This is a genomic window from Streptomyces sp. NPDC042336 (assembly GCF_055581985.1).
The window spans coordinates 321,278-346,734 of sequence record NZ_JBVJEA010000006.1 but is presented as its reverse complement, the minus strand read 5'-3'; the positions used below and the strand labels follow the sequence as shown (position 1 = coordinate 346,734).

Annotated in this window: 26 protein-coding genes and 1 pseudogene; 4 read left to right on the top strand and 23 right to left on the bottom strand. The window is 73.9% G+C overall.

Translation table 11 applies throughout. The features are described from left to right. Positions 1-98: 98 nt before the first annotated feature. Both ACZ6IM_RS16410 and ACZ6IM_RS16405 read right to left on the bottom strand, forming a co-directional pair. A complete protein-coding gene (locus tag ACZ6IM_RS16410; RefSeq protein WP_469557143.1) occupies positions 99-1,682 on the bottom strand; it encodes a glycerol-3-phosphate dehydrogenase/oxidase in 1,584 nt (527 codons plus the stop codon). Next, complete coding sequence (locus ACZ6IM_RS16405; RefSeq protein ID WP_469557141.1) at positions 1,679-2,296, bottom strand: TetR/AcrR family transcriptional regulator; 618 nt, start codon at positions 2,294-2,296, stop codon at positions 1,679-1,681. Before ACZ6IM_RS16405 ends, ACZ6IM_RS16410 begins: the two co-directional genes overlap by 4 nt. A gap of 70 nt (positions 2,297-2,366) precedes the next feature. Between ACZ6IM_RS16405 and ACZ6IM_RS16400 the strand changes: the two genes are divergently transcribed. Both ACZ6IM_RS16400 and ACZ6IM_RS16395 read left to right on the top strand, forming a co-directional pair. Then, positions 2,367-3,965 carry an FAD-binding oxidoreductase gene (locus ACZ6IM_RS16400; protein ID WP_469557139.1) on the top strand — a complete coding sequence of 533 codons (1,599 nt, stop codon included), beginning with the start codon at positions 2,367-2,369 and terminating at the stop codon, positions 3,963-3,965. Between the two features lie 72 nt (positions 3,966-4,037). Continuing rightward, positions 4,038-4,919 carry a diacylglycerol kinase family protein gene (locus ACZ6IM_RS16395; protein WP_052841179.1) on the top strand — a complete coding sequence of 294 codons (882 nt, stop codon included), beginning with the start codon at positions 4,038-4,040 and terminating at the stop codon, positions 4,917-4,919. Positions 4,920-4,971: 52 nt separating this feature from the next. Here ACZ6IM_RS16395 and catB read toward each other — a convergent pair whose 3' ends face one another. The 21 genes and pseudogenes from catB to ACZ6IM_RS16290 all read right to left on the bottom strand — a co-directional run bounded on the left by catB (position 4,972) and on the right by ACZ6IM_RS16290 (position 21,957). Beyond that, a complete protein-coding gene (catB, locus tag ACZ6IM_RS16390) occupies positions 4,972-7,251 on the bottom strand; it encodes a catalase CatB (RefSeq protein WP_052841180.1) in 2,280 nt (759 codons plus the stop codon). Positions 7,252-7,385: 134 nt separating this feature from the next. Further along, entirely contained in the window at positions 7,386-7,613 is a 228-nt protein-coding gene (locus ACZ6IM_RS16385; RefSeq protein WP_052841181.1) for a hypothetical protein, read from the bottom strand. A 171-nt stretch (positions 7,614-7,784) separates the two neighbouring features. Beyond that, on the bottom strand, positions 7,785-9,680 hold the full coding sequence (locus tag ACZ6IM_RS16380) for a DUF2264 domain-containing protein (protein ID WP_469557137.1): 1,896 nt from the start codon (positions 9,678-9,680) through the stop codon (positions 7,785-7,787). Next, entirely contained in the window at positions 9,677-10,708 is a 1,032-nt protein-coding gene (locus ACZ6IM_RS16375) for a hydroxyacid dehydrogenase (protein ID WP_469557135.1), read from the bottom strand. Before ACZ6IM_RS16375 ends, ACZ6IM_RS16380 begins: the two co-directional genes overlap by 4 nt. Next, positions 10,705-11,568, bottom strand: coding sequence for a carbohydrate ABC transporter permease (locus ACZ6IM_RS16370; protein ID WP_052841183.1), 864 nt, complete (start codon positions 11,566-11,568; stop codon positions 10,705-10,707). Before ACZ6IM_RS16370 ends, ACZ6IM_RS16375 begins: the two co-directional genes overlap by 4 nt. Next, positions 11,565-12,551, bottom strand: coding sequence for a carbohydrate ABC transporter permease (locus ACZ6IM_RS16365; protein ID WP_052841184.1), 987 nt, complete (start codon positions 12,549-12,551; stop codon positions 11,565-11,567). The genes ACZ6IM_RS16370 and ACZ6IM_RS16365 overlap by 4 nt, the downstream gene beginning before the upstream one ends. A gap of 26 nt (positions 12,552-12,577) precedes the next feature. Continuing rightward, positions 12,578-13,909, bottom strand: a complete 1,332-nt coding sequence (locus tag ACZ6IM_RS16360) for an ABC transporter substrate-binding protein (protein ID WP_052841185.1) — start codon at positions 13,907-13,909, stop codon at positions 12,578-12,580. Positions 13,910-14,034: 125 nt separating this feature from the next. Further along, positions 14,035-15,138 carry a substrate-binding domain-containing protein gene (locus tag ACZ6IM_RS16355; RefSeq protein ID WP_469557133.1) on the bottom strand — a complete coding sequence of 368 codons (1,104 nt, stop codon included), beginning with the start codon at positions 15,136-15,138 and terminating at the stop codon, positions 14,035-14,037. Positions 15,139-15,217: 79 nt separating this feature from the next. After that, positions 15,218-15,520 (bottom strand): gas vesicle protein K, encoded by a 303-nt coding sequence (locus ACZ6IM_RS16350; protein ID WP_052841187.1) that lies wholly within the window; start codon positions 15,518-15,520, stop codon positions 15,218-15,220. Beyond that, complete coding sequence (locus ACZ6IM_RS16345; protein ID WP_016325204.1) at positions 15,517-15,765, bottom strand: gas vesicle protein; 249 nt, start codon at positions 15,763-15,765, stop codon at positions 15,517-15,519. Before ACZ6IM_RS16345 ends, ACZ6IM_RS16350 begins: the two co-directional genes overlap by 4 nt. Next, positions 15,762-16,607, bottom strand: coding sequence for a GvpL/GvpF family gas vesicle protein (locus tag ACZ6IM_RS16340; protein WP_052841188.1), 846 nt, complete (start codon positions 16,605-16,607; stop codon positions 15,762-15,764). Before ACZ6IM_RS16340 ends, ACZ6IM_RS16345 begins: the two co-directional genes overlap by 4 nt. Then, entirely contained in the window at positions 16,604-16,948 is a 345-nt protein-coding gene (locus tag ACZ6IM_RS16335; RefSeq protein ID WP_052841189.1) for a gas vesicle protein, read from the bottom strand. The genes ACZ6IM_RS16340 and ACZ6IM_RS16335 overlap by 4 nt, the downstream gene beginning before the upstream one ends. 24 nt (positions 16,949-16,972) lie before the next feature. Then, positions 16,973-17,902, bottom strand: coding sequence for an SRPBCC family protein (locus ACZ6IM_RS16330; RefSeq protein WP_469557130.1), 930 nt, complete (start codon positions 17,900-17,902; stop codon positions 16,973-16,975). Further along, positions 17,899-18,474 (bottom strand): hypothetical protein, encoded by a 576-nt coding sequence (locus ACZ6IM_RS16325; RefSeq protein WP_469557128.1) that lies wholly within the window; start codon positions 18,472-18,474, stop codon positions 17,899-17,901. Before ACZ6IM_RS16325 ends, ACZ6IM_RS16330 begins: the two co-directional genes overlap by 4 nt. Next, positions 18,471-18,749 (bottom strand): gas vesicle protein GvpG, encoded by a 279-nt coding sequence (locus ACZ6IM_RS16320; protein WP_052841192.1) that lies wholly within the window; start codon positions 18,747-18,749, stop codon positions 18,471-18,473. Before ACZ6IM_RS16320 ends, ACZ6IM_RS16325 begins: the two co-directional genes overlap by 4 nt. A gap of 4 nt (positions 18,750-18,753) precedes the next feature. After that, positions 18,754-19,530, bottom strand: a complete 777-nt coding sequence (locus ACZ6IM_RS16315) for a GvpL/GvpF family gas vesicle protein (protein ID WP_052841193.1) — start codon at positions 19,528-19,530, stop codon at positions 18,754-18,756. Beyond that, positions 19,527-20,042 (bottom strand): gas vesicle structural protein GvpA, encoded by a 516-nt coding sequence (locus ACZ6IM_RS16310; protein ID WP_052841194.1) that lies wholly within the window; start codon positions 20,040-20,042, stop codon positions 19,527-19,529. The genes ACZ6IM_RS16315 and ACZ6IM_RS16310 overlap by 4 nt, the downstream gene beginning before the upstream one ends. A gap of 36 nt (positions 20,043-20,078) precedes the next feature. After that, positions 20,079-20,396: a gas vesicle protein GvpO gene (locus tag ACZ6IM_RS16305; protein WP_052841195.1), complete on the bottom strand. Its 318-nt coding sequence runs from the start codon at positions 20,394-20,396 to the stop codon at positions 20,079-20,081. A 42-nt stretch (positions 20,397-20,438) separates the two neighbouring features. Then, positions 20,439-21,092, bottom strand: a complete 654-nt coding sequence (locus ACZ6IM_RS16300; protein WP_469557125.1) for a class I SAM-dependent methyltransferase — start codon at positions 21,090-21,092, stop codon at positions 20,439-20,441. Positions 21,093-21,206: 114 nt separating this feature from the next. After that, positions 21,207-21,352 (bottom strand): annotated as a pseudogene (locus ACZ6IM_RS16295) (SDR family NAD(P)-dependent oxidoreductase); the annotation flags it as partial. 20 nt (positions 21,353-21,372) lie between these two features. Next, a complete protein-coding gene (locus ACZ6IM_RS16290) occupies positions 21,373-21,957 on the bottom strand; it encodes a TetR/AcrR family transcriptional regulator (RefSeq protein WP_469557123.1) in 585 nt (194 codons plus the stop codon). A gap of 113 nt (positions 21,958-22,070) precedes the next feature. Between ACZ6IM_RS16290 and ACZ6IM_RS16285 the strand changes: the two genes are divergently transcribed. Beyond that, the gene (locus tag ACZ6IM_RS16285) at positions 22,071-23,084 is read left to right on the top strand and encodes a zinc-binding dehydrogenase (protein ID WP_469557121.1); all 1,014 of its coding nucleotides are present in this window, start codon (positions 22,071-22,073) and stop codon (positions 23,082-23,084) included. A 109-nt stretch (positions 23,085-23,193) separates the two neighbouring features. Continuing rightward, on the top strand, positions 23,194-25,296 hold the full coding sequence (locus tag ACZ6IM_RS16280; protein WP_469557120.1) for a DUF1996 domain-containing protein: 2,103 nt from the start codon (positions 23,194-23,196) through the stop codon (positions 25,294-25,296). Positions 25,297-25,457: the final 161 nt, after the last annotated feature.

Here is a 25,457-nt window from a genome sequence, read left to right as displayed (position 1 = left end):
CCGCCGAGCGGCTGCGAGCCGCGGACCACAGGGCGTGCGCCCTGGACCGGCCGGTGTGAGGCCGCCCGACCCCCGGGCCCGGCCCGCGCCGGCCGGCGTCAGCTCGATTCCGCCGTGACCTCGCCGACGAGGTCGCGGACGGCGTTCAGGGCGGCCGCGCGGTCCTCGGGGACCAGGCCGATGCGGGTGCGCCGGTCGAGCAGGTCGGCCTCGTCGAGGGCGCCCTCGTGGCGCAGGGCCCACACCAGTTCGGCCCCGGTGACGGGGTGGCCGGGCAGTACGCGCTCGGCCAGGCGTGGCTCCCGGGCCGCGAGGGCCTGGACCGCCGGTGCCTCGGTGCCGTACTGCCGTACCAGGCGGCGGGGCGCGGGGACCACGGCCAGGGTGTGCGGGGCGGCGGCGCCGACCAGGGGCAGCGCGGCGGTCGGGGACGGGCCGGCGGCCAGCCCGCGGGCGGCGACGGCGGCGTCCACGGCGTCCTCGGCCATCCGCCGGTACGTGGTGAGCTTGCCGCCGACCACGGTGATCACGCCCTCGGACGAGGTGAGCACGGCGTGCCGCCTCGAGACGTCGGCCGTGCGGGGCCCGGCGCCGGGCCGGTCCGACGGGGTGGTGTCGAGCAGGGGGCGCAGGCCCGCGAAGGCACCCACCACGTCCTCGCGGTGGACCGGCGCCCGAAGCACCGAGCCGAGCACGTCGAGCAGGAAGCCGACGTCCGTCTCGGGCACCTCCGGCACGTCCGGCACGTCCCCGTCCACAGGCTCGTCGGTGAGCCCGACGTAGACCCGGCCGTCGCCCTGGGGCAGGACGAGGACGAAGCGGTTGGTCTCGCCGGGGATCGGCACGTGCAGGCCGGCCGGGAGCGGACCGAGCCGCTCGGAGCGCAGGACGAGGTGGGTGCCGCGGGAGGGGCGGATCCGGATGCCGTCCACGAGGTCGCCGGCCCACACCCCGGAGGCGTTGACCACCGCGCGGGCCCGTATCACGCCCTCCTCGCCGGTCGTCTCGTCGCGTACGCGGGCACCGGACCCGGTCAGCTCCAGCGCCCTGACCCGGGTCAGGATCCGCGCACCGCGGGCCGCCGCGGTCCGGGCCAGCGCCGTCACCAGCCGGGCGTCGTCGGTGAGCCGGCCGTCCCAGGAGAGCAGGCCGCCGCGCAGCCGGTCGGAGCGCAGCGCCGGGGCGAGGTGCCGGGTCTCCACCGCGGACAGGCGGCGTGGTGCGGGCAGCGTGGCCCGTGCGGTGCGCGCCGCGAGCCGCAGGGCGTCCCCGGCCCGGAACCCCGCCCACGCCAGCGCGCCCTGGCCGCGGGAGACCAGCGGGGTGAGCGGCAGGACGAACGGCTGGGCGCGCACCAGGTGGGGCGCCGTGCGCTCCATCAGCACCCCGCGTTCCACCGCGCTCTCGTGCGCGACGTCGAGCTGGCCGGAGGCGAGATAGCGCAGGCCGCCGTGGATGAGCTTGGAGCTCCAGCGAGAGGTGCCGAAGGCCAGGTCGTGGGCGTCCACCGCGACGACGCTCAGGCCCCGGGCCGCGGCGTCCAGCGCGGCACCGGCACCGGTCGCGCCGAGGCCGACGACCAGGACGTCCACGACGGGGCCGCCGACGGTGTCGGCCACCTCGCGCGCGCGCCGTGCGGCGGACAGGGAGGCCCCGGCGGCGGGGCGGCTGACGGGGCTCATGGCGTGAGGGTCCTCTCCAGGATGGTGCGCAGCTCCGCGAGGAGGGCCGCGGGGGTCAGCTCGGCGTCGTCCTCGTCCGTCATGGTCCGCAGCGACAGGGCGAAGGACTGCACCAGCAGCAGCACCGACCGCGCCTGCCGCCCGGTGTGCGTGCGGCGGACCGACCCGTCGGCGTGGCCCTCCTCCAGCGCTTCGGCCAGCAACCCCAGCAGGGCCTCCTGGCTGGCCCCGCGCCGGTCGAGGACGTAGGGCAGCAGCAGCTCCGGATCGACGTCGACGATCTTCCGGAAGAGCGGGTGGGCGCGGAACGCCTCCACCCCGGCGACCAGGCCCTCGACGATGCGCCGACGGGTGTCGGTGCCCTCTCCCGGCCCGGGGATCGCGCCGGTGGCCACCGCGATCCACTCCCGCGTCATCAGGTCGCCGACCAGGGACCGCACGTCCGGCCAGCGCCGGTACAGCGTCATCCGGGAGACGCCGGCGCGGCGGGCGACGTCGGTCATGGTCGTGCGCCGCACCCCGACGGCCATCACGCAGTCGCGCACGGCGTCCAGCACCGTGTCGTTGTCCGAGGAGGTCTGCCTGCTCGCATGGTTGTGACGGTTAGGCGTCATGTGTAACAGTGTAACGCCCAAGGGAGCGTGCGTACGGCATCCCTCGAAGCGACCGTGAGGACGACAGGCAATGGACATGCTGTGGAACGGCTGGGGCGACCCGGCCAGGGCGACGCCGCTGCCCGACACGGTGACCGGGCTGCTGCGCGAGCTGCTCGGCGTCACACCCCGCGACACCGCCCCCCTGCCGCTGGAGGAGATCGACGTCCCCGCCTCGCCACTGGGCGGGGACGCCCGCCGCGCGCTGGAGGCCGCCGTCGGACAGCGTGCCCAGGACGTCCGCACGGACGCGGAGAGCCGCATCCGGCACACCCGCGGCAAGTCCACCCCCGACCTGCTGCGGATGCGTGCCGGCGATGTCACCGACACCCCGGCCGCCGTCGTCCTGCCGGACAGCCACGACGAGGTGCTCGCCGTGCTGGCCGCCTGCGCCGAACACCGTCTGGCCCTCGTCCCCTTCGGCGGCGGCACCTCCGTCGTCGGCGGCCTCGCCCCCGGGCGCGCGGGCCCGTTCGTCGCCCTCGACCTGCGCCGCATGAACCGGCTCCTCGACCTCGACGAGGTCTCCCGCACCGCCACCCTCCAGCCCGGCCTGCGCGCCCCCCAGGCCGAGGCGCTGCTCGCCGAGCGCGGATACACCCTCGGCCACTTCCCCCAGTCCTACGAATGGGCCACCATCGGCGGCTTCGCCGCGACCCGCTCCAGCGGACAGGCATCCGCCGGCTACGGCCGCTTCGACGAGATGGTCCTCGGCCTCACCCTCGCCACCCCCGAGGGCACCCTCGACACGGGCCGCGCCCCGCGCTCGGCGGCCGGACCCGACCTGCGCCAGCTCGTCCTCGGCTCGGAGGGCGCCCTCGGCGTCATCACCTCCGTCACCGTGCGCGTGCGGCCCGTGCCCGCCGTCCGCCGCTACGAGGGCTGGCGCTTCGCCTCCTTCGACGCGGGCGCCGCCGCCCTGCGCCGACTCGCCCAGGACGGCCCGCGCCCCACGGTGCTGCGGCTGTCCGACGAGACCGAGACCCTGATCGGCCTCGCCCAGCCCGACGCCGTCGGCGCCTCCCTGGAGCACCGGGACGCGGGCTGCCTGGCGGTCGTCGGCTTCGAGGGCACGCAGGAGGACACCGCACACCGCCGCGAGGGAGCCGCGGCCGTCCTGCGCCGGAGCGGCGGCACCCTCGCCGGGGAGGAGCCGGGGGAGCGCTGGGCCCACGGCCGCTACTCGGCGCCGTACCTGCGCGACTCCCTGCTCGACGCCGGGGCGCTCGCCGAGACCCTGGAGACCGCTGCCCACTGGTCACGCCTCCCGGCCCTGTACGCCGCGGTCCGCGAGGCGCTCACCGCCACCCTCACCGAGGCCGGCACCCCGCCCCTGGTCATGTGCCACATCTCGCACGTCTACGAGAACGGCGCCTCCCTGTACTTCACGGTCGTCTCCGCCCAGGGCGAGGACCCCGTGGCGCACTGGACCCGGGCCAAGCACGCGGCCAACGACGCCATCCTCGCCGCGGGCGGCACCATCACCCACCACCACGCGGTGGGCACCGACCACCGCGCCTGGTACGTCCGCGAGGCCGGACCCCTCGGCGTCCGGGCCCTGCGCGCCGTCAAGCGGAGCCTGGACCCCGCCGGACTGCTCAGCCCCGGCGTCCTGCTGCCCGCCGACTGACCCCGCCGCACGGCACCCGCCCACCCCGTGAGACAACAGTCCGGCACCACCCGCCGGCCCGGAGGCACATCGATGCGACAGTTCACCGCCGTCGTCAACCCCACCGCGGGCGGCGCCACCTCGGCCGCCGCGCTCCTCGGGGTGGCCCGCCTGCTGCGGGAGGCGGGGGCCGGGCTGGAGACCGAGTACAGCCACAGCCTCGCGCACGCCCGCGAACTCGCCCGGCGGGCAGGGGAACGGGGCCGTGTGGTGCTCGCCGTCGGCGGTGACGGCATGGCGGGCTGCATCGGCGGCGCCCTCAGCGGCACCGGCACCGTGCTCGGACTGATCCCGGCCGGGCGCGGCAACGACTTCGCGCGCGCCCTGAAGCTGCCCACCGCAGCGGCCCAACTGGCCGAGGTGCTGCTGCGCGCCGAGCCCCGCCCGGTCGACACCGTCGAGGTCACCTCCGCCGTCCACGACCGCACCGTCGTCCTCGGCAGCGTGTACGCCGGTGTCGACGCGGTCGCCAACCGGCACGCCAACACCACGCGCCTGCTGCGCGGCGCCGCCTCCTACTACGCGGGGGCGGTCCGGGCCGTCGCGGGCTGGCGGGCGACGCGCTACCGCGTCACGGTCGACGGCGAGGAGCACGCCTTCACCGGCTACACGGTGGTGGCCGCCAACTCCGGCTACTACGGCTTCGACCGCCTCATCGCCCCCTCGGCCCGGGTGGACGACGGCCTGCTGGACGTGGTGATGATCCATCAGGCCCCGCGGCGGCTGTTCTTCGCCCTGATGAACGAACTCTCCACGGGCGCCCACGTCCACCGGCCCCAGGTACGCGTCCTGCGCGGCCGGGAGGTCCGCATCGAGGCGGACCGGGCGATACCCTACGGCGCCGACGGCGAGGTCGAGGCCGTCGTGCCAGTCACCGCCAGGGTGCTGCCCGGCGCGCTGCGCGTCCTGTGCTGAACACACCGTGGGGCCGGACGCCCGTCGGCGCCCGGCCCCACGGCCCGTCGGATCAGCCCCGTGGCGTGGTGAAGCGTTCCCACACCCGGTGCGAGCCCATCAGCTGCGTCACCTGTTCCAGGGCCGCCGTGCCGGAGTCGGCGACGACGACACCCGGAGCGTCGGCGGGCACCCCCGACGCCTGGAGCGCCGGCTCGCCGCCCGCCCAGACGCCGATCGCCTTGCCGTGCCGGAACGCCTCCGACAGCAGCAGGCTCACCCGCGGGTCGATCGTCCCCGGCCCGGCGGGCGCCGGACCGGCCTTGTAGTCGCGCGGGGTGTAGGCGTCGCCGCCCATGTCGGGCGTCCCCGCGATCAGCACCGCGTCGAACTCGACCGAGCGCGCGGTGACATAGCTGCGCTGCACGGTCAGCGCGGCGTCGCCGGAGCCGAGGGTGCCGCCGGTGGGCGCCACGACCAGCGGCACCATCCCGGCGTTCAGCACCGCCTCCCGTACCGCGCCCACGCCCTCCAGGTCGGCCCCGCCGGTCACGATGCCGATCACCCTGCCGTCCAGCGGCCAGGTACCGCCCACCTGGGACAGCGCCGGACTGGGCGCCACGTCCGCCAGCGGGACGGTCGGCGCCGGGGCGGGCAGGCCGAGGCCCTCGGCGACGCCCGCGCACAGCTCGGGGTCGATGTTGGCCAGGACCTGGAGCGTCCGTTCCCGGATCGCCTGCTCGTAGCACTTGCCCAGCTCGAAGGTGTAGGCGCCGATGATGTGCTCGCGCTCGACCGGACTCATGCTCAGCCAGAACCGGCGCGGCTGGCTGAAGTGGTCCGCGAACGACTCGGGGGCCTCGCGGACCTTCCTCCCCTCCGGCACCCGCACCGGAGCCTCGATGAACGCGTTCGTGTCCGCGCCCGCGGTGAACGGGCAGCCGCCGTCCAGGGAGTTGGGCCGGTAGGGCGCCACGCCCCGGTGCACGGCGCTCTGGTGCATGCCGTCCCGGAGCATGTCGTTGACCGGCGCCTGCGGCCGGTTGATCGGCAGCTGCGGGAAGTTGGGGCCGCCCAGCCGCGTGATCTGGGTGTCCAGGTAGGAGAACAGCCGCCCCGCGAGCAGCGGGTCGTCGGTGACGTCGATACCGGGCACCAGGTGGCCGACGTGGAAGGCGATCTGCTCGGTCTCGGCGAAGAAGTTGGACGGGTTGCGGTTCAGGGTCAGAAGGCCGACCGGCTGCACCGGCGCCAGCTCCTCGGGCACGAGGTTGGTCGGGTCCAGCAGGTCGATGCCCTCGAAGGTCTGCTCCGGGTTGTCGGGGAAGGTCTGGATGCCCAGCTCCCACTGGGGGTACGCGCCCGCCTCGATGGCGTCGGCGAGGTCCCGGCGGTGGAAGTCCGGGTCGACGCCGTTGATGATCTGCGCCTCGTCCCACACCAGCGAGTGCACGCCCAGCTTGGGCTTCCAGTGGAACTTCACCAGCGTCGTGGCGCCCTCGGCGTTCACCAGCCGGAAGGTGTGGACGCCGAAGCCCTCCATCATCCGGTAGGAGCGCGGGATGCCGCGGTCGCCCATGAAGAAGATGGTGTGGTGCGTCGCCTCGGTGTGCAGCGAGACGAAGTCCCAGAAGGTGTCGTGCGCGCTCTGCGCCTGCGGGATCTCCCGGTCCGGGTGCGGCTTCGCGGCGTGCACGACGTCCGGGAACTTGATGGCGTCCTGGATGAAGAAGACCGGGATGTTGTTGCCGACCAGGTCGAAGACGCCCTCGCTGGTGTAGAACTTCGTCGCGAACCCGCGGGTGTCCCGCACGGTGTCCGACGACCCGCGGGAACCGACCACCGTGGAGAACCGGGTGAACACCGGCGTCTCCACGTCCGCCGCCAGGAACCCGGCCTTGGTCACCGAGGCCGCCGTGCCGTAGCTCTGGAACACCCCGTGCGCGCCCGCGCCCCGCGCGTGCACCACGCGCTCGGGGATGCGCTCGTGGTCGAAGTGCATGACCTTCTCGCGCAGGTGGTGGTCCTGCAGCAGCACGGGCCCGCGCGGCCCGGCCTTCAGCGAGTGGTCGGTGTCGTACAGCCGCGTCCCCTGAGCGTCCGTCAGGTAGCTGCCGGACTGCGCCACCCGGGCCTGGTCGGCGCCCGTGGGCTGACCGGTCGGCGACACGGTGTCCGGGCCGCTCTGGTCCGGCTTCGGGGGCAGCGGCTCACGGGGCTCGGTGGGCTCGGCGACGGGAGGCGACTCGGGGCCGGGCCGGCCCGGAATCCCGTCCGGCGGACCACCGGCCTCGCCGTGCAGGCCCTCGGTCACCTTGCGGACTGCTCGCTTGAGGGGATTGGCCTCGCTCATCGGCCTTTCTCCGTTCTGGGCGGGCCGTTGCACGCGCCCGGTCGTGTTCGAGTACCGACTGCCGTGGTGGGCCGTGACCGCGTACCCAGTGTTCGGGACTCAAGGCACGGGCGCGAGCGACGGAGGCGGTCGGCTCAGCTGATGGTCTGTCCGTCGTGGGTGCCGCCCCGGCAGAGCGTCGTGAAGGAGCCGGTCCCGTCCCCGTCCGCCGAAATGATGATCACTCCGCCGCCCTCGATGCACTCGGTCGCCGTCACATCGCCCGGAAGGTGCGCGGCGCGCGGCATCGAGGCATGCGCCCCGGAGGTGCCCAGGAGAGACACGGCCAGGGCCGCGATCACGGTGCACGACGACTTGCGCATGGGTACGGCTCCTTCTCACCGGTGCCGTCCCAGCGTCACCGGCCCGGGCGCGGCACGCCACCGGGGACGCGCGCACGGGGGAGGGGCATGAGACGGGGCGCATGCGGGAGAGCGCATGCGGGAGGGCCCCGACCGCGGACACGGGTCGGGGCCCTCGAAACGCGTACCGGCCTACGCCTCGGTGTGCGTCACCCCCACCGGCTCGAACGAGACCCGGGTGCGGGCACCGTCGGCCGCCCAGACCACCTCCACGCCGTCCTTCCCCGGCACCACCTCCGCGACGGCATCGGCCGCCGGGACGCTCACGGGATCGCCGGTCAGCGCGGCCAGGCTCACGTGCACGGAGGTGCCGCCGGCCGCGCCGGACAGCCGGGGCAGCTCCGCCCACGGCACGTACGCGGTGCCCTGCGGGGCGCGCACGGTCTCCGCCTCGGGCTCCCAGCCGTACAGGCCGTGCAGCGCGGAGGTCAGGGGCTCCTCGGGACCGGTGGCCCAGCCGGTGTGGGTGACCCGTGCCCCGGGCGGCGCCCCGACCACCCGGTGCACCCGCAGCTCGTACGGCCCCCGGGCCACCGTGACGCTCTCCACCCGCAGCCCCGGCACCATCGGCGGCCCGGCCGCGAAGACGGGCCGGTGCCAGGACGCCGCCCAGCCCCAGCCGTCGCCGTGCCCCGCCCCCAGCGGATGGATCCGGCGTCGCACACTGGACCGGCCGTCCACCCCGACCGACAGGTGGTTGTCCGGCACGTTCTCCCGCGCCGTGGGGCCCGTCCGGGTCGAATAGGCATGGCGGCCGTAGTGCGGGTCGTCCTCGGCGGCCGACTCGCCCTCGTGCGGGCGGACATGGTCGCTGCCGTGGTTGTGCAGCCGTACGATCCCGTCGCCGCTGGTCGCCTGCACCAGCAGCCCCGGCGCGGGCAGGGCGAGGACCCGGTCCCCTTCCTCCACCGGCGCGGGCTCCTCCGGCGCCGTCCACAGCGGGTGGTCCGCCGGGGCCAGGAGCGACACGAAGGCCTTCGACGCCCAGTACGGGGAGGCCGGACCCGAGTAGGACTGAAGGGTCGCTTCGTGCGGTCCGTACCAGCCGGCGCTCAGCACCCCCTCGTCCGTCAGCGCCCCGCGGTCCACGAAGTACCGCAGGCTGCCGCTGACCAGCCGCCGCGAGGCACCCGGCGTCAGCGGGGTGTGCCCGGTCAGCGCGCCCAGGCCCACGGCCGCCGACGCGGCGAAACGGTAGGTGAGAGAGCGGCCGAAGTGCAGCGGCGCCCCGTCGGAGCCGAACATCAGGGCGAAGCCGTCCAGGTGGGCGCGCAACCGTTCCCCGTAGAGGGCGAGGGCGTCGGTGTCGCCGCCGAGGTGGGCGTCGAGCACCGGGTAGAGGTGCAGCGCCCAGCCGTTGTAGTGGTCGAAGGCGCGTCCGTCGCCGTCGGCGTACCAGCCCCCGCCCCGGTACCAGCCCTCCATCAGCTCCAGCGCCCGGTGCCGGGCGGCGGCCGTCTCGGCGTCGCCCCGGCCGACCGACTCCAGGAACCCGGCCACCGTATAGGGGAACAGGTACCAGTTGTTCGGCGCCGGCACGTGCCGCAGCGCCCCGCGCAGCCATTCCTCCACCCGGTCCTGCACGGCGGAGTCGAGGTGCTTCCACAGCCACGGCGCGGTCAGCCGCAGCCCCAGCGCCACCGAGGCCGACTCCACCATGGGCTGGCCCTGCACGTCGTGGTCGAGGATCAGCGGCCAGGACTCGGTGTCGTCGCGGCCGGGGGAGCGGGTGCCCGATGCCAGGCCCTCGGCGTACCGGTCCAGCCAGCCGTGCGGGTCCGCGCCGTCCGCACCCGCGACGCGGAAGCCCGCGGCGAGGAAGGTCCGCGCGAAGCCCTCCAGACCGTCGGAGCGCACCCCCGAGCGCGAGGGCCGTCCCGGCAGGTCGAGCAGGGCGCGGCCCGGGGTGCTCCAGCGCCACGCGGCCCACAGCAGCCCGTCCGCGACGGCCTCCCAGTGGGCCCGGGTGTAACCGGTGTACGGGCTCGACGCACGGTCCTCGGTGGGCAGTTCGAACGGGATGCTCATGCCAGGAACGCCAGCCTTTCGCGTCGTACGGGATGGAGGAAGCCGGAACCGGACGCCCAGCGGGTCGTCTCGGCCAGCGCGAGGTCGGCGAGACGGCGCCACTCGTTGCCCTCGGAACCGGCGAGGTGCGGGGTGATCAGGGCGTGCTCGCAGTCCCACAGCGGATGGTCCGGCGGAAGCACCTCGGGATCGGTGACGTCGAGGACCGCGCGGATGCGGCCCGCCAGCACGGCGTCGGTGAGCGCGTCCTGGTCGATCACCGCGCCCCGGGACGTGTTGATCAGCACCGCGTCGGCCGGCATCGCCTCGATCAGCGAACGGCTCACCAGACCACGGGTCGTGGGAAGCAGCGGGGTGTGCACACTGACGGTGTCGCAGCGCGCGAACAGCTCCGGCAGCGTCACGTTCTCGACGCCCAGTCCGGCGGCCTCCGCGTCCGTGACGTACGGGTCGTGCAGCAGGACGTCGACGTCGTGCGCCCGCAGCAGCTCGACGACCCGGCGGCCGATCAGCGACGCCGACAGGATGCCGACCGTACGGCGGTAGTTGCCGACGCCGCGCGGGGTGCGCAGCCAGTTGCCGCGGGTCCGGGAGACCTGGAAGTCGCGGGCCCGCTCCAGCACCCGCTTGCCGGTGAGCAGGATCATGCCGAGGGTGTACTCGGCCACCGGCAGGGCGTTGGCCGCGGCGGCCGAGGAAACCTCGACCCCGCGCTCCCAGCACGCGTCCGTGACGTGCCCGCGGACACTGCCCGCCGTGTGCACCACGGCCCGCAGCCGGGGCGCCGCCCGCAGCACCTCCGCGTCCAGCGGCGGACAGCCCCACCCGGTGATCAGCACCTCGACGTCCGCCAGCACGGATCTCGCCCGCGCCGTGGTCAGGTCGTCGAGCACCGGGAACGGCGCGAGGTCGCAGACCCGGCGGAAGGCGGCGAGCGACTGCGGGTCGAGGACGGCCGAGGCGGCGTCCGGGGACATGGCCACGGCGGCACGGGGCCGGAAGCCGGGTCCGGGGGCGTGCACGGTCACTTGACGGCTCCGGCGGTCAGGCCGCTGCGCCAGAAACGCTGGAGCAGCACGAAGGCGAGGATGAGCGGCAGCACGGCGAGCAGCGAGCCCATGATGACCACGGGGTAGTACTCGGGCGACACGGACGCCGAACTGTTCCACTGGTACAGGCCGAGACTGACGGGATACAGGTCCTGGTCGGACAGCATCACCATGGGCAGGAAGAAGTTGTTCCAGATCGCGGTCAGCTGGAACAGGAAGACGGTGATCAGGCCGGGGCCCAGCATTCTGAGCGCCACCCGGGCGTACGTGGTCAGCTCCCCGGCCCCGTCCACGCGCGCCGCCTCCAGGACCTCGTCGGGCACGTAGCCCCGCGCGAAGATCCGCCCGAGGTAGACGCCGAAGGGATTGAACAGCACCGGGATGAACACCGCCCAGAAGGTGTTGACCAGGCCGGCCTCGGAGGCCATCAGGTACAGCGGCAGCGCGAGCACCGTCTGCGGCACCATGACCGCCGCCAGCACCAGGCCGAACAGCTTCTCCTTGTGCCGGAAGCGGTACTTGTCGAAGGCGTAGCCGCAGGCCACGCTCACCAGCGCGCCGACGGCGGCGCCGATGACCGCGTACAGCAGGCTGTTGACGTACCAGCGGCCGTACAGCCCGCCGTCCATGGCGAAGACGTCGTTGAGGTTCCGCAGCAAGGAGAAGTCGCTCAGGGACAGCAGGTCGCTGCTGAACAGCGCGTCCCGGTTCTTGGTGGAGGCCAGCACCAGCCACAGGACCGGCAACAGGGTGTAGAGGACGGAGACGGCGACGACCACGTTGACGGTCGCCCGGCCCAGCAGCCTGGGGCGGAGCAGGGAGCTGTCGGTGGCGCTCATCGGGCCTCCTCGGAGTCGGCGCGGCTGGTGAAGCGGGTGACGCCGTAGGACAGGGCGATGGTGCACACCAGCAGGACCACCGAGGCGGCCGCGGCGAGGCTGTAGTTGTTGCGGGTGAAGGCCGCGTCGTAGATGTACATGCTGGGCGAGAACCGCGAGTTGATCATCGGGGAGGACTGGCTGAGCAGCATCGGCTCGGTGAACAGCTGGAGCGCCCAGATCAGGGTGAAGATCGCGACCATCACGATGGAGGCCCGCACCAGCGGTGTCTTGACCTGGAGGGCGGTGCGCACCGGCCCGGCGCCGTCGACGACGGACGCCTCGATCACCTCGCGCGGCACGGCCTGGAGGGCGGCGTAGAAGACCACCATGTTGTAGCCCAGGTTGCTCCACAGGGCGATGTTCACGATGGACGGGAGGACCGTGTGCACGCCCAGGAAGTCGATCGTGATGTCGCCCTTCGCGAACAGCTCGATGACCGGGCTGATGCCGGGCGTGTACAGGTACAGCCAGATCAGCGCCGCGATGATGCCGGGCACCGCGTGCGGCAGGAAGAGGCCGAGTTGGGCGAGGGCGCGCAGCCGGACCACGCCGGAGTCGAGCAGCAGGGCGAGCGCGAGGGCGCCGACGACCATCAGCGGGATGTAGATGAGGCAGTACAGGGCGACCGTGCCGAGCCCGCCGAGGAAGGTGGGGTCGGTGAGGACGGCCGCGTAGGAGCGCAGTCCGACGAAGACCGTGCGCTCGGGGCCGAAGCCGAGACCGGGCTGGTCGTCGCTGAAGAAGCTGAGGTAGACGGCGGTGCCGACGGGAATCAGGAAGACGGTGACCAGCAGGGCGAAGAACGGCGTCATGAGGACGCCTGCGGCGGTCAGTTGACGGCGTTTGGCCGCTCTGCGGGCACGCAGCCCGGAGGCGGGGCCGTCCGGGGCGGTGGCGCGGGACGTGCCGGTCACCACCCGTGCGGGGGTCGTCGTGGTCATGGGGGTGTCACCTGCCTTTCGTCGGCTCAGGTGCTGCGCTGGGTGGTGGACAGGCCGAGGGCCTTGAGATCGGGCATGGTGCCCTCCTGCGCGGTGCGCAGCGACTCGACGAGGCTGCCCTGGCCGCCGCTGACGCGGGCGAAGGAGTCCTGCATGACCTTCTGGGTGGCGCTCATCCGCGGGCCCCAGAGCCACTGGTCGCCGATCTTCTCGGCCTCCTGCTCGAACAGGGCGTAGATGTCCTGACCGCCGTAGTACGAGCGGTCGAAGGCCTCTCGGCCCACCGCGACCAGGCCGGGCGCGGCCGGGTACTGGCTACTGGTGCCGCTGGAGAGCCGGGCACGCAGGGCGTCGGGATGGGAGACCTGCCACTCGATGAACTCCATCGCGGCCTCCGGGTGCTCGCTGTCCTCGGTGACGGCGAAGGTCGAGCCGCCGTGGGTGCCGGCCGAGGGGCTGCCGGTGTCCCACTGCGGCAGCGGCGCGATCCGCCACTGGCCCTTCTGGCCGGGCCGCGCGTTCATCTGGGCGCCGGCGTCCCAGGCGCCGCTGAGGCGGGTCAGGACCAGCCCGTTGCCGATCTGCGCGTCGGACTGCCTGCTCTCGACGGCGTTCATGAAGACGTCGTCCCGGTCGATCAGCCGCTGCCAGTACTCGGCGACCCGCCGGGAGGGCGCGTCGGCCAGCGAGACGTTCCAGGCGCCCTTCGAGGTGTCGAACCACTGGGCGCCCGCCTGCCAGGCGTAGCAGGCGAACTGGGTCATCCCGTCGGTGGGGAAGAGCACCAGGCGGCGGTCGGGCGCCTTGCGGCGTACCGTCGCGGCCTGCTCGGCGAACTCGTCCCAGGTGCGGGCGACTTCCAGCCCGTAGCGGTCGAACAGGTCGGCGCGGTAGTGCATCACCATGGGCTCGACGTCCAGCGGCACCGCGAACACCCGGCGTTCGAAGGTGGTCAGGCCGAGCGCCTGCGGCAGCAGCTTGCGGCGCAGGCCGTCGCTCATCAGGTCGGTGATGTCGCGGGCGACGCCGTCGATGGCGAATCCGGGGACCTGCGGATACTCGAGGGTGGCGACGTCGGGCGCGTTTCCGGCCCGGGCGGCGTTGCTGAGCTTGGCGTAACCGCCCTGTCCACCGGAGGGGATCTGCTGGAACTCCACCTGGATGGTGCGGTGCGTGCGGTTGAACGCGTCGACCACCTCCTGGCTGCCGCGCAGGGCGGACCAGAAGGTGATGCGCGTGGTGGTGCCCGTGCGGGCCGACGATGCGCCGTTCCCCCCACTGCAGGCGCTCGCGGCTCCTGCCAGGGGTAGGGCGGTCATCGCGGCGAGCACGGAGCGACGGCTGGGTCGTCCGGGCATGGCGCCTCCGCGGCTCCTGCGGGTCCGCGTCGGTGCGGACACGACTCTTCGAGACACCGGAATCCTGAACGCCCTGACTCAAACGGTCAATAGATCGATCAGAAGAAAATGAAACGCTCAAACGCTCATTCGGCGACTGGTTCGGTCAACCGGTCCGTCGATCCGCGCACCATCAGCCGCGGCAGGAGCTCCACCCGCCGGCCCGGCCGGCTGCCGGGCGCCCCGGCCAGCCGCTCCAGCAGCAGCTCCGCCGCCGCGTGCCCGACCTCGGCCTTCGGCGGCGACACGGCGGTCAGCGGCGGCGAGGCCAGACCGGCCACCACATCGTCGTACGCGACCACCGAGCAGTCCTCCGGCACCCGCACCCCCTCCTCCGCGAGCCGCTGCACGACCATCAGCGCGTCCACGTCGCCGTGCAGCACCATCGCGGTCGCCCCCACCTTGCGCATCAGCGCCGGCAGTTCGGCCATCTCGTCCCCGGAGTACGGCCCGTCGGCCCCGGCCTCCCGTGCGACCAGCGTCCACGCCCAGCGCTCCACCAGGGGATGCGCCCCGGCGATCCCGGTGAACGCGGCGCGCAGCGAGCGGGCGGTGGGGCTGTCGTGCCGGGTGGCGAACACCATGCGCCGGTGCCCCAGCCCCACCAGGTGCTCCACCGCCAGGTGCGCGCCGTACCAGTGGTCCGAGCACACCGAGTCCAGGGCGTGCAGTGCGCTGCCGCGCCACGGGCGCCGCTCCATCAGCACCGTCGGCACCCCGACCCCGGCCAGCCACTCGTGGTCGGCCTCCTCGTCGGCCCGGCCGCGCCAGCGCGGGGCGATCAGCAGTCCGTCCGCGCCGTCCGCCAGCGCCCGCTCCACCAGTGGGCGTTCGGCACCGGACGCCTGCGGCGCCAGGTGCAGGGCCATGCGCACTCCCGCCCGCTCCAGCACCGTGCGGGCCCCGTGCAGGGTCTCGGTCAGGTACGAGTGCCGCACGGGCACGACCACGGCCACCCGGTCCCCGGCCGCCGGAACCGCCTCGGCGACGATTTCCCGGGCCGGCAGCGTCGACCGCACGACCCCGTGCCCGCGGCTCAGTCTGCCCTCGCGCGTCAGCTCCTCTACGTCCCGGCGCACGGTGACCACCGAGACCTGCAACTCGTCGGCGAGGTCACGCACCCGCGCGGTGCCGCGCGCCTGGACCGCCGCCAGTATCCGCTGGCGCCTGAGATCGACCGGCTCCCGCATCAGGTCTCCCCACCCGAGAATGTTCGTTTGAGCGATTCTGCGCCATCATAACGATCGCTCGCCCCGGGTGCCGGTGTCCCTACGGTTCAGGGTCGGAGAGGAGGGGGCCCAGCGGGCCCAGGTCGAGGTTCAGGTCGGAGCGGCTCAGACCGTGCTGGGCGCACAGGTCGTCCATGCGCTCGTCGAGCAGCATGAGCGCCGTGCCCAGCCGGTCCTCCTGCTCCGCGCTCAGCGTTCCCTCGTCGAAGCGGCGCACGGCCTGGCGCTCCATGAGCTGGCGCAGCAGTTCCACCACGGTGAGGACCAGCGCGGCGAGATCGTTGGTGACCCGCTCGGGGTCCAGGTCGAGGGCGTGGGCGGCACGGCCCCGGGGCCCGGTCACAGCGGCCCGCTGTCCGGCCAGGGGGCGGGCACCCGCTCGTTCACCGACGACAGCAGCGCGTGCAGGGAGATCCGCACCAGCGGCACGTCGGCGACAGCCAGGACCAGGTCGCCGCTGACCACGACACCGGTCGCCAGCACCCGGTCCAGCAGGTCGACCAGGGGAACCCCGACCGGTGCGTACGGCTCCGGGCCGCCCCAGGGCACGGGGGCCGGGCCCGGCGTACGGGCGTCCGGGACGGTCATGAAGGGACCTCCTCCTGCGGGTCGGCCCGCGGGTCCTCGTCCCAGCGGGCGAAGGAGTACGGGATCCACGGCCCCGAGGCCTCCACGCGCACCGCCGGGTGCCCGCCGGCGGTGAACCGGGCCAGGGCCGCGGTGAAGTCGGCGCGCCGCGCCTCCGTCACCAGGTAGGCCGCGTTGAGCAGTTGGGGGTCCCGGCGGCCGGTCAGCCGCTCGCTCTGCGGGCGGTGCCGCGTCGCGGCGACGGCGTGGCACCGCAGTGCCGCGTCGACGGCCTCCGCCTCGGCCAGCGCCCGCCCGCGTGCACCCTGCTGCTCGCGCCGCCGTGCGCTGACCCGGCTGAGGTAGGCGCGTCCCCCGCCGCCGGAGCCGGTGGGGGCGCCGGGGCCGGTGTCCCCGGGGGCCTCGGGCGCGGCCTCGGCGGCGTGCACCTTCACCGCCCACTCCGTACGGTCCCGGAGACGGTCCAGCAGGGTGTCCAGCACCGGCTGCCGGGCGGTCACCGCCCGCGCGGCGGTCAGGTCGCCGCGGTACAGCGTCGCCATCGGCAGCGGTACGACGGGGCCCCGCCCCGCCGCGGCCTCGACGCCCCGGTGATGGGCGCGGGCGCAGCGCTCCAGGTCGTCCGGCCGGTTGAGGCGCTCGGCCAGCGCCGCCTCGTCGAACAGGGCCGCGGGGACGTCCTGCACGATCAGGCACAGGCCGCCCACGCTCAGGACGCGCAGCGGACCGCCCTCCTCGTGCCCCCTGGCCGCCGCCAGACCGGCCGGGTCGGGCGGCGTGCGGGTGACGGCGAAGGCGCACACGAGGCCGGTGGCCGCCGGTCCTGCGGGGGTCGCACTCATCGCACGGCTCCCGTCGTCTCCTCGGCGGCCCCCTCCAGGGCGTCGAGGCGCTCCCGCAGCCGCGCGTTCTCCTCGGCGAGCGCATCCCGCGCGGCCCGGGACGACAGTGCCGGATCGGTCTCCCACCAGTCGATGCCCGCCTTCTTGGCGGTGTCCACGGAGGCGATGAACAACCGCAGCCGGATCGTCAGCAGTTCGATGTCGAGCAGGTCGATCTTGATGTCGCCGGCGATGACGATGCCCTTGTCGAGGACCCGTTCGAGGAGGTCCGCGAGGCTGCCGGAAGGGGGCCCGTAAGGCTCTGTCCCCGGGCCCGGGTACCGGTGGTCGAGCTCGGTCACCGTCCGCTCCCCGCGACGGCGGCGTCAGCGACGCGGACGGGCACGTTCGTCGTCCTCGTCGTCTTCCTCGTCCGCATACGGCTCCTCCTCGTCGTACTCACCTTCCTCGTCGTCCTCGTACTCGTCCTCGGCGTCCTCGGCGTCCTTGGAGTCGTCGGCGGCGTCGGTGTCCTCCTCCTCCAGCGCCTCCTCGTGGCTCTTGACCACCTCGCCGTCGCGGATCTCGCCGCGCCAGCCCTCGACCTCCTCGCCGTCCGTCAGGGACACGTGCCGCGCGAAGTGCTTCAGGTCCAGCCGCAGCCGGCGCCCCTGGGCGCGCCACAGGTTCCCGGTCTTCTCGAAGAAGCCCGCCGGGTAGTACTCGACGACCACGACGACCCGGGTCAGCCGGGGTGCCAGTTCGTGGAAGGTGACGACTCCGTTGGTGCTGCCCTTGGCGCCCTCGGAGGTCCAGGCGATCCGCTGGTCGGGGATCTGCTCCTGGACGGTCGCCTTCCAACTGCGGGTCGAGAAGGCGATCTTGGCGGTCCAGTCCGAGGTCACCTCGTCGTGCGGGCTGACGCTCTGGACGCCCTTGGTGAAGCCGCTGAAGTCCCGGAGCTGGGTCCACTGGTCGTAGACGGTGCGCAGGGGGACGCCGATGTCGACGGTCTCCATGATGTGCGTCGCCTTGACGCTGCCGCCGCCGCTCTTCGAACCGCCGCCGCCACCTGAGGAACCGCCGCCACCTGAGGAACCGCCGCCACCTGAGGAACCACCGCCACCTGAGGAACCGCCGCCATCTGTGGAACCGCCGCCGTCGGCGGACTCGGTCAGGCGGTCCGTCAGGGACCCGATCCGTTCCCCCGCCCTGCCGACGAGTCTGTGCCCCGCGGCGGAGAGGTAGCCGCCCAGGGCGTCCTTGAGGTCGCCGAGAGGCGACGGTCCGCCGTCGCCCTGCCGGTCGGGAGTCATGCGCGCCCACCTCCGTGCCTGTCGCCCGGGCCCGCCGTCCGCTTCGCCGGTGCGGTCTTCTTCGAGGCCGCCTTCTTCGCCGTCTTCTTCGCCGGCGGCGCCGCCTTGCGCGGCGGGGCCTTCTTGGCCGTCTTCCGGGGTGGTGCCGGTGCGGGCCGCCGGTCCTCCTCCCGGTCCTCCTCGTCGAAGTAGGCGTCCTCGTCCGGAGCCTCCTCGTCCCAGGAGTCGTCGTAGCCGTCCCGGGCGTCGTCCCGTGGGCCTTCGCCGGTGAGCGCGTCGGTACGGTCGCGGAGACTGTCCGCGAGGCCGGTGAGCCGGCGGTTCGCCGCGGCGGTGACGGCCGCGCGTCCGGCGGACAGCAGCTCGCCCCGGACCTGGTCGCTCAACTCCTGGAACTGCGGTGCCCGTTGCAGGCTTCCCAGTCCCTGGCCGAGCACCTGGCCGGGGGAGAGGCCGACGCGTCGGCCCACCAGGTAGGAGCCGACCGCGAAGGCGAGCTTGGCCTTCTTCGTGCGCCCCAGGAGATATCCGCCCGCCACGGCAGCCGCCATGGCCGTCCTGTTGTCGTTCATACGTGTCGTCTCCGCGCTGGATTCGTGGTGTTCGTGGGTCCGGTGGGCCGGGCCGGGCGTTCGAGGAGGGTGAGCAGCCGTTCCTCCTCGCGTTCGAAGGCCGCCTCGTCGACGGCGCCCTCGTCCAAGGCCCGGTTGAGCGCGGCCAGCCGCGCCTGTACGGCGCGCGGGTCGTGGGCCTGGCGCCGGGCCTCCTGGAGCAGGTGGTCGGCGATCCACGCCGTGCCGCGCACCGGTGCCAGGGGCAGCAGGAGGAGACCGCTCACGATGCCCACGCGGTCACCGGCCGGCCGGCGTCGCGGGGGCCGGGTCGACGAAGCTGTAGCAGGGCAGAGGCCCGGTCACGCTGAGGGCCAGCCGGTCACCGCAGGCGCGGGCCCGCGCCGCCACCGCCTCCCTGAACCGCGCCTCGTCGGCCGCGCGCAGCAGGAACGACGCGCTGAGCACCTGCTCGTCGTCGGTCGTGCCCCGGACCGTACGCACGGCCAGCGGGGCCAGCTGGTCGACGACCTCCCGGGCCGCGCGCCGTGCCTCGCGGCGCACACCGAGGGCGATCGCCTCACCCAGCCGCACGTTGGCCTCGTAGTCTGGCCGCCGCCGGGTCCGCAGGGCCAGGGTGCGCAGCTTGTCGTCCCGGCGTACCAGATCGGCGAAGTGGCCGGGCACCACCGTGCCCTTGACGTTGAGTTCCACGCACCCCCGCACCGTGTCGAGCTGTGCCGCCAAGTGAGCGGCGTCCGACCGCAGTTGGGAGAGCAGGGTGTCGGACCGCGGGCTGAGGACCGCGAACCGCATGGGCAGCACCGGCCCCTGGGCCGCCAGTTCGTCCAGGACGGCCTGGTGGGCCAGCAGGTCACGGCGCCGGGGCCGCAGCCGCGGGGGCGCGTCGGACACCGCGGCGCACAGTCCGGCCCCGGTGAGCAGCCGTACCGGGGCGCCGTCGACGCCGGCGGAGCGGGGGGTGCGGACCCCGGCGGGGGCGATGCCGTAGACGTACAGGGCCTTGAGGGCGGACGCCGGTGCGTCGGCCGTGTCGGTGGTGGCGGGCGCGGTCATCGGTCCTCCTCCTCGGTGCGCCGGCGGGGGCGGGAACGGGGGCGGTCGTCCTCGTCGCGGGGGCGTGCGGCGGGCCGGCTCCGGGGCCGCTGAGCGCTCCTGCCGCGCTCCGCGTGTTCGCGGGGACGGGCTTCGGAGTCCGCCTCTTCCTCGGGCTCGGGCTCGTGCTCCGGCGCGAGGACGTCGCGCACCTTGTCGGTCAGGGAGCGTGCCGTCCGTCTGGCGCCCGCCCTGCCCACGGTCTTGGCCACCGGGCTCCCGAACATCTCGGGCACGGTCTTGGACCGCACGTCGTGCTCCAGGTCCAGCCGGTTGCAGGCCTCGGCGAACCGGAGGTAGGTGTCGACGCTCGCGACCACGATGCGTGCGTCCACCTTGAGGATCTCGATGCCGACGAGGGAGACGCGCACGAAGACGTCGATCACCATGCCGCGGTCGAGGATGAGTTCGAGGACGTCGTAGAGGGTTCCGGCGCGGGGCGCGCAGACGACCTCGTCGTCGTAGGTGATCATGCGGGGGTCCTTCCGGATGCGGGCCTCGCGGCCCGCTCACTGGTCCTGGGCACCACGCCGGTAGCGCGCGATCCTGCGGTACTGGACCAGGTCGCCCGCCGGGTCCAACTCGACCTCGTAGGTGGCGAGCAGACTGGTGGTGTCGGGGATGCGTGCCACCTCCAGCACGTCCACGTTGACGATCCAGCCGCCGTCCTCGCTCCGGCAGACCGCGGAGACCCCTTCGAGGTGGTGCCGGATCAGCTCCGACAGGGCGTCGGCGGCGCGCCGGGCGGCGTCCCGGGCGTCCCGCACGTCACGCTCGCGCGTGGTCGTGGAAGTGGTGCGGTGCCGTCGCCCGCCAGGTTCTGTCATGTGCCCACTGTGACCGTGGGACCCCGGTTCCCGCGTGTGCAGTTACCCCGTTCGGGGCTGCCCCGTACGCCGGCAGTGCAGGAAGAGGTGCGGCTCGGGCCGGGCGTCCGGGTGGGCCGGGGTGAACATCGTGGCCTCCTGCGCCAGCACCTCCAGGCCGGACTCCTCCGCCAGGTCGATCAGCTCCTGCGCGGGGAAGCTGGTGACGCGCACCGGCTGACCCATGAAGGTGGCGTCGACGCCCTCCACGTCCAGCGGCACGGTGGCCAGGACCAGGTAGCCCCCCGGCTTCAGCAACCGCACCAGGTGCCGTACGAGGCCCTTCTGCTCCTCCCGGTCCAGCTGGAGCAGGGAGAAGTACACGCAGACGGCGTCGAACGAGGCGTCCGCCAGCGGCACGTCGCGGATGTCGGCGCACCGGAAGGTGGCGGCCGGCACCTGCCGAGCGGCCAGCTCCACCATGACCGGGGAGACGTCGACGCCCAGCACCTCGTGCCCGGCGTCCGCGAGGGTCTCGGCGGTGGGCCGGCCCGTGCCGCTGCCCACGTCCAGCACCCGGCTGCCCGGCGCGAGCCGCGCCAGCAGCCACTCCAGCGAGTGGCGGTGCGTCTTCGACCCGGCGAACGCCTTCTCGTACTCGACGCCCAGCGCGTCGAACGCGGCGGCGGCCCGTGGGCGTTCCCGGTCGTCGGTCACGGCGTTCCCTTCGGTGCGGTGAGCCGGTGCCCGGGCATCGTTCCACCGGGAGCGAGCCCCCACAAGGGGCCCTTCGGGCGACAGACGCCACCGGACGCGCCGGCCCTCGTCGGTGCCCCGCACCGTCCCCGGCTCGGCCATCCGGTGTGTACGGCTGCCTTGACGCGGTCCGGCAGCACCTTGTCCGCCACCCCCTGGGCCCTGGTCCTCGCCGAGCCGGTGACCAGCTTCCCGCGGCCCTTCATGACGGCGTCGAACGCCTACGGGCCGGACCGACCGCTCACCTCGGACGGGCCCCGTCCAGGGCCAGGTCCACCAGTCCCCGGACGAGTACGTCTTCCAGCGGCGCCCCGCTGAGCAGCACCCGCACGAACAGCGGACCGCTGACCGCCTCGATCAGCAGCCCGGGATCGGTGTCCGCCGCCAGCTCGCCCCGTTCGACGCCCCGCCGGACCATCACCACGGCACGGCCGAGACGCTCGCTCCAGTAGGGGCCGCGCCGGTCCTCCAGGGTGTCGTCCCGCTCGACGCTCAGCCGCAGCAGCGCCCGGCCCTGCGCGGTGCCCAGGAGCCGGGCCAGCGCGGAGAAGAACGCCAGCAGGTCGTCCCGGACCCGCCCGGTGTCCGGGACCGGCAGCGCGGCGTCCAGCTCCGTGGTCAGCGCGTCCAGGATCAGGTTCTCGCGGGTGCCCCACCGCCGGTACACGGAGGTCTCGTGCACCCCGGCCGCGCGGGCCACGGCGCCGACCGTCGCGCCCGCCAGGCCCTGGCTCGACAGCAGGTCCACCGCGGCGGCCAGCACGGCCCTGCGCATGCGCTCCCCCCGGCGGCGCAGGGGCGGGGCGACGGGTTCCGGTGAGCTCATCGGACCAGCGTAAAGCAAGTCGTCCTGCGTTGGGTGTACGGTTAACGCAAGTCGACCTGCGATGGACCGCCGGGGGCCGTCCGGGGTCGCCACCGCACCGAGGAGGTCCCGTCATGGCGCAGATGCTCGCCGCCCGCCTGCACGTCCCGAGCCGCACCCTGCGGCTGGAAGAGGTGCCCCGCCCGCAGCCCGGACCGGGGGAGGTGCTGGTCAAGGTCGAGGCGGCCGGCGTGTGCCTGTCCGACGTGCACCTCATCGACGGCACCCTCACCCCACTGCTCCTCAGGGGCGACACCGTCACCCTCGGCCACGAGGTCTCCGGCACCGTCGCCGAGACCGGGGCCGGTGTCACCGCCTGGTCACCGGGGCAGCGGGTCGTGCTGCACGCCGGTGAGACCCGGGGCGGCGTCGTCTACACCCGCGGTGTCGACTACGACGGCGGCTGGGCCGAGTACGCCCTCTCCGACGCCGACGCCATGACACCGCTGCCCGACACCATCCCCTTCGAGCAGGGCGCGATCATCCCGGACGCGGTGTCCACCCCCTGGGGCGCGATCACCGAGAGCGGGGCGGTCCGGCCCGCCGAGGCGGTCGGCGTGTGGGGCGTCGGCGGACTCGGTGTCCACGCCGTACAACTGCTCCGGGCGATCGGCGCCTGCCCGGTCATCGCCGTCGACCCGAGCCCCGTCGCCCGCGAACGCGCCCTTGCCGCCGGCGCCGACCTCGCCCTGGACTCCGCCGACCCCGAGCTGCGCCGCACGGTCCGGGAGGCGACCGCCGGCCTCGGGCTCGCCGCCGCCTTCGACTTCGCGGGCGTGCCGCCCGTGCGGGAGCAGGCGGTCTCCGTCCTCGCGCCCAAGGGACGGCTGGTCCTGGTGGGCCTGACCGACAAGCCGCTCACCGTCACCGACGGGACCCGCTTCAGCTACCTCCAGCAGCGCATCCTCGGCCACTACGGCTCCGACATGCCGGTGGCGCTGCCGCAGCTCCTGCGGCTGATCGAGGGCGGGCGGCTGGACTTCTCCGGTTCCGTCAGCGGGGTGCTGCCGCTCGCCGAGGCCGCCGCAGCGGTCGCGCGGCTGGAGAAGAAGGAGGGCGACCCGATCCGGCTGGTCCTGCGCCCGTGACGTGAGGGAAAGCTGAGAATTCCAGAGGCACTTGAACGCTCCTGCCCCCGGTTCCGTATGGAGCCGGGGGCATTTCACGTCCGAGTCCGTCACGACACAGGAGCACGCCTTGGGACACAACAGGCGCAGACGCCCGACCGGGGCGCGGCGCGCGACCTTCGGAGCGGTCGCGCTGATACTGGGGGGCAGCGGCCTGGTGGCCGTGAACGTGTTCGCCTCGGCGACGGAGTCCGGCAACGCCGCCGTCCCCCTGGGCGGTTCCGGAGTCGCGGCCACCGTCGACTGCCCCGACCTGACCGAACGCCTCACCGCCGTTCCCGAGCAGGCCAGGCCCGAGGTCGACACCGAACTCGCCCACCTCGACGAACAGATCGCCGCCGCCTACCGGGTCCTCCAGGACGCCGCCCGCACCGCGGACGACGGCACCCTCGACGAGGGCGCGATCCTCGACCCCCTGAAGAAGGAGCGCGCGGCGACGATCGGACGCATCGCCGCCGCTGTCGACAAGGCCGGAGACCGCCCCGAGGGCCTGGACGCCCTGGCCGAGTGCACCCTGCGCCGCACCGAGATCGCGTCGGGGGACGCGGGGAGCGGCGACCCGGACCAGCAGGGACAGGAGGAGGGGCAGGCGCAGGGCCAGAAGCAGGAACAGGGTCAGGGCCAGAGCCAGGAGCAGGGTCAGCAGGACGGCGCGGGCGAAGGGTCCGGTGACGGGCAGCAGCAGCCGGGCAACGGCGGACAGGCGGGCAACGGCCCCGTGGCGGCGGACTACGCCGACATCGAGTCCGTCCAGCCCGACGTGGTGCGGGCGCCCCGGCAGCAGAAGGCGGCCTCGACCGGCTCCTTCGCCACCAGCTGCGGAGTCAACGCCGAGGGCCGGTTCAACTCGGACAACCTGATCGCCGCCCCCGGCGTCGGCAACGGCGCCCACCACTTCCACGACTACGTCGGCAACCAGGCCAACGACGCCTTCGCGAGCGACGAGGACCTGGCCGCCGCCGACACCAGCTGTGCCGACCAGGGCGACAAGTCCTCGTACTACTGGCCCGTGCTACGGCTCCAGAACGGCACCGTCGAGCAGGACGCCCAGTCACCGGGCGGCGGCGTCGAGGGCAACGCGGGCGAGATCGTCACGCCGGCCGAGGTCACCCTCACCTTCGAGGGCAACGAGCGCGGCGAGGTCACGGAGATGCCGCGGCTGCTGCGCATCATCACCGGGGACGCCAAGGCGTTCGTCAACGGCAACACCAACGCGAACGCCTCCTGGAGCTGCACCGGGTTCGAGGACCGGCAGCTGAAGGACAAGTACCCGCTGTGCCCTCCGGGCAGTGACGTGGTGCGCACCTTCACCTTCCAGAGCTGCTGGGACGGCCGCAACACCGACAGCGCCAACCACCGTACCCACATGGCCTTCGCCGCCGCCGACGGCAGCTGCCCGGACGGGTTCCGGGCCGTTCCGCGACTGGTGCAGCGGGTCGTCTACGACGTGGCCGCGCCCAGCCTGGAGGACGGGGGCAGGACCGTTCCGCTGTTCGCCGTGGACTCCTTCCCGGAGCAGTTGCACAAGCCGGTCACCGACCACAGCGACTTCATCAACGTCTTCGACGAGGACCTGATGCGCGAGATGGTCGAGTGCATCAACTCCGGCCGCGAGTGCGGCCCGGACGCGCCTCCGGCGTCCGAGCCGGGCGAGGGCGAGGAGCAGCCCGGCGGCGAGGGCGGCGAGGACGGCGGCCAGACCGCCGAGCCCCCGGCCGAGCAGACCGCCACGGCCTCGGCACCCGCGGACACCGGCCAGGACGGCCAGGACCAGCAGGACGGCCGGGCAGGCGGGAAGAACGACGGGAAGGCCCCCGCCCAGAACGAGGAGCAGAACGAGGAGCGGAACGGAGGGCGGACCGGCGGGGACGCGCCCGCACCCCCGGGTGAGGGCAAGGACGCCGGTGCCTCCGCGAGCGCCGAGCCCAGGGCCGCGACGCCGGCCACCGACACCCCGGACGAGGTGAGCGGCGCCGCGGCCGCAACCGGGGCGACCGGGAACACCGGCAACGATGGCAACGCCGGCGGTGCCGGGCCGGCGTCCGAACCGCAGGCGCAGGGCGGGCTCGCCGAGACGGGTTCCGGGCTCGGCCTGTGGCCCGCGGCGATCGGCGGCGTGCTCTTCGCCGGTGGATGCGTGCTGCTGATCCGTTCCAGGCGGCGTGCGCTGTGACGACCGCGTCACCGGCATGACGACGGGTGGGCGGGGGAAGGTCCCCCGCCCACCCGCCGCGTCGAACGCGCCATCGCGGAACGGGAAGTGACTCGAATCGGGTGTTGCCAATTCCTTTACCCAGGCGCAGCCTGGTCTTCGAGTCGGCCTTGGGAGCGCTC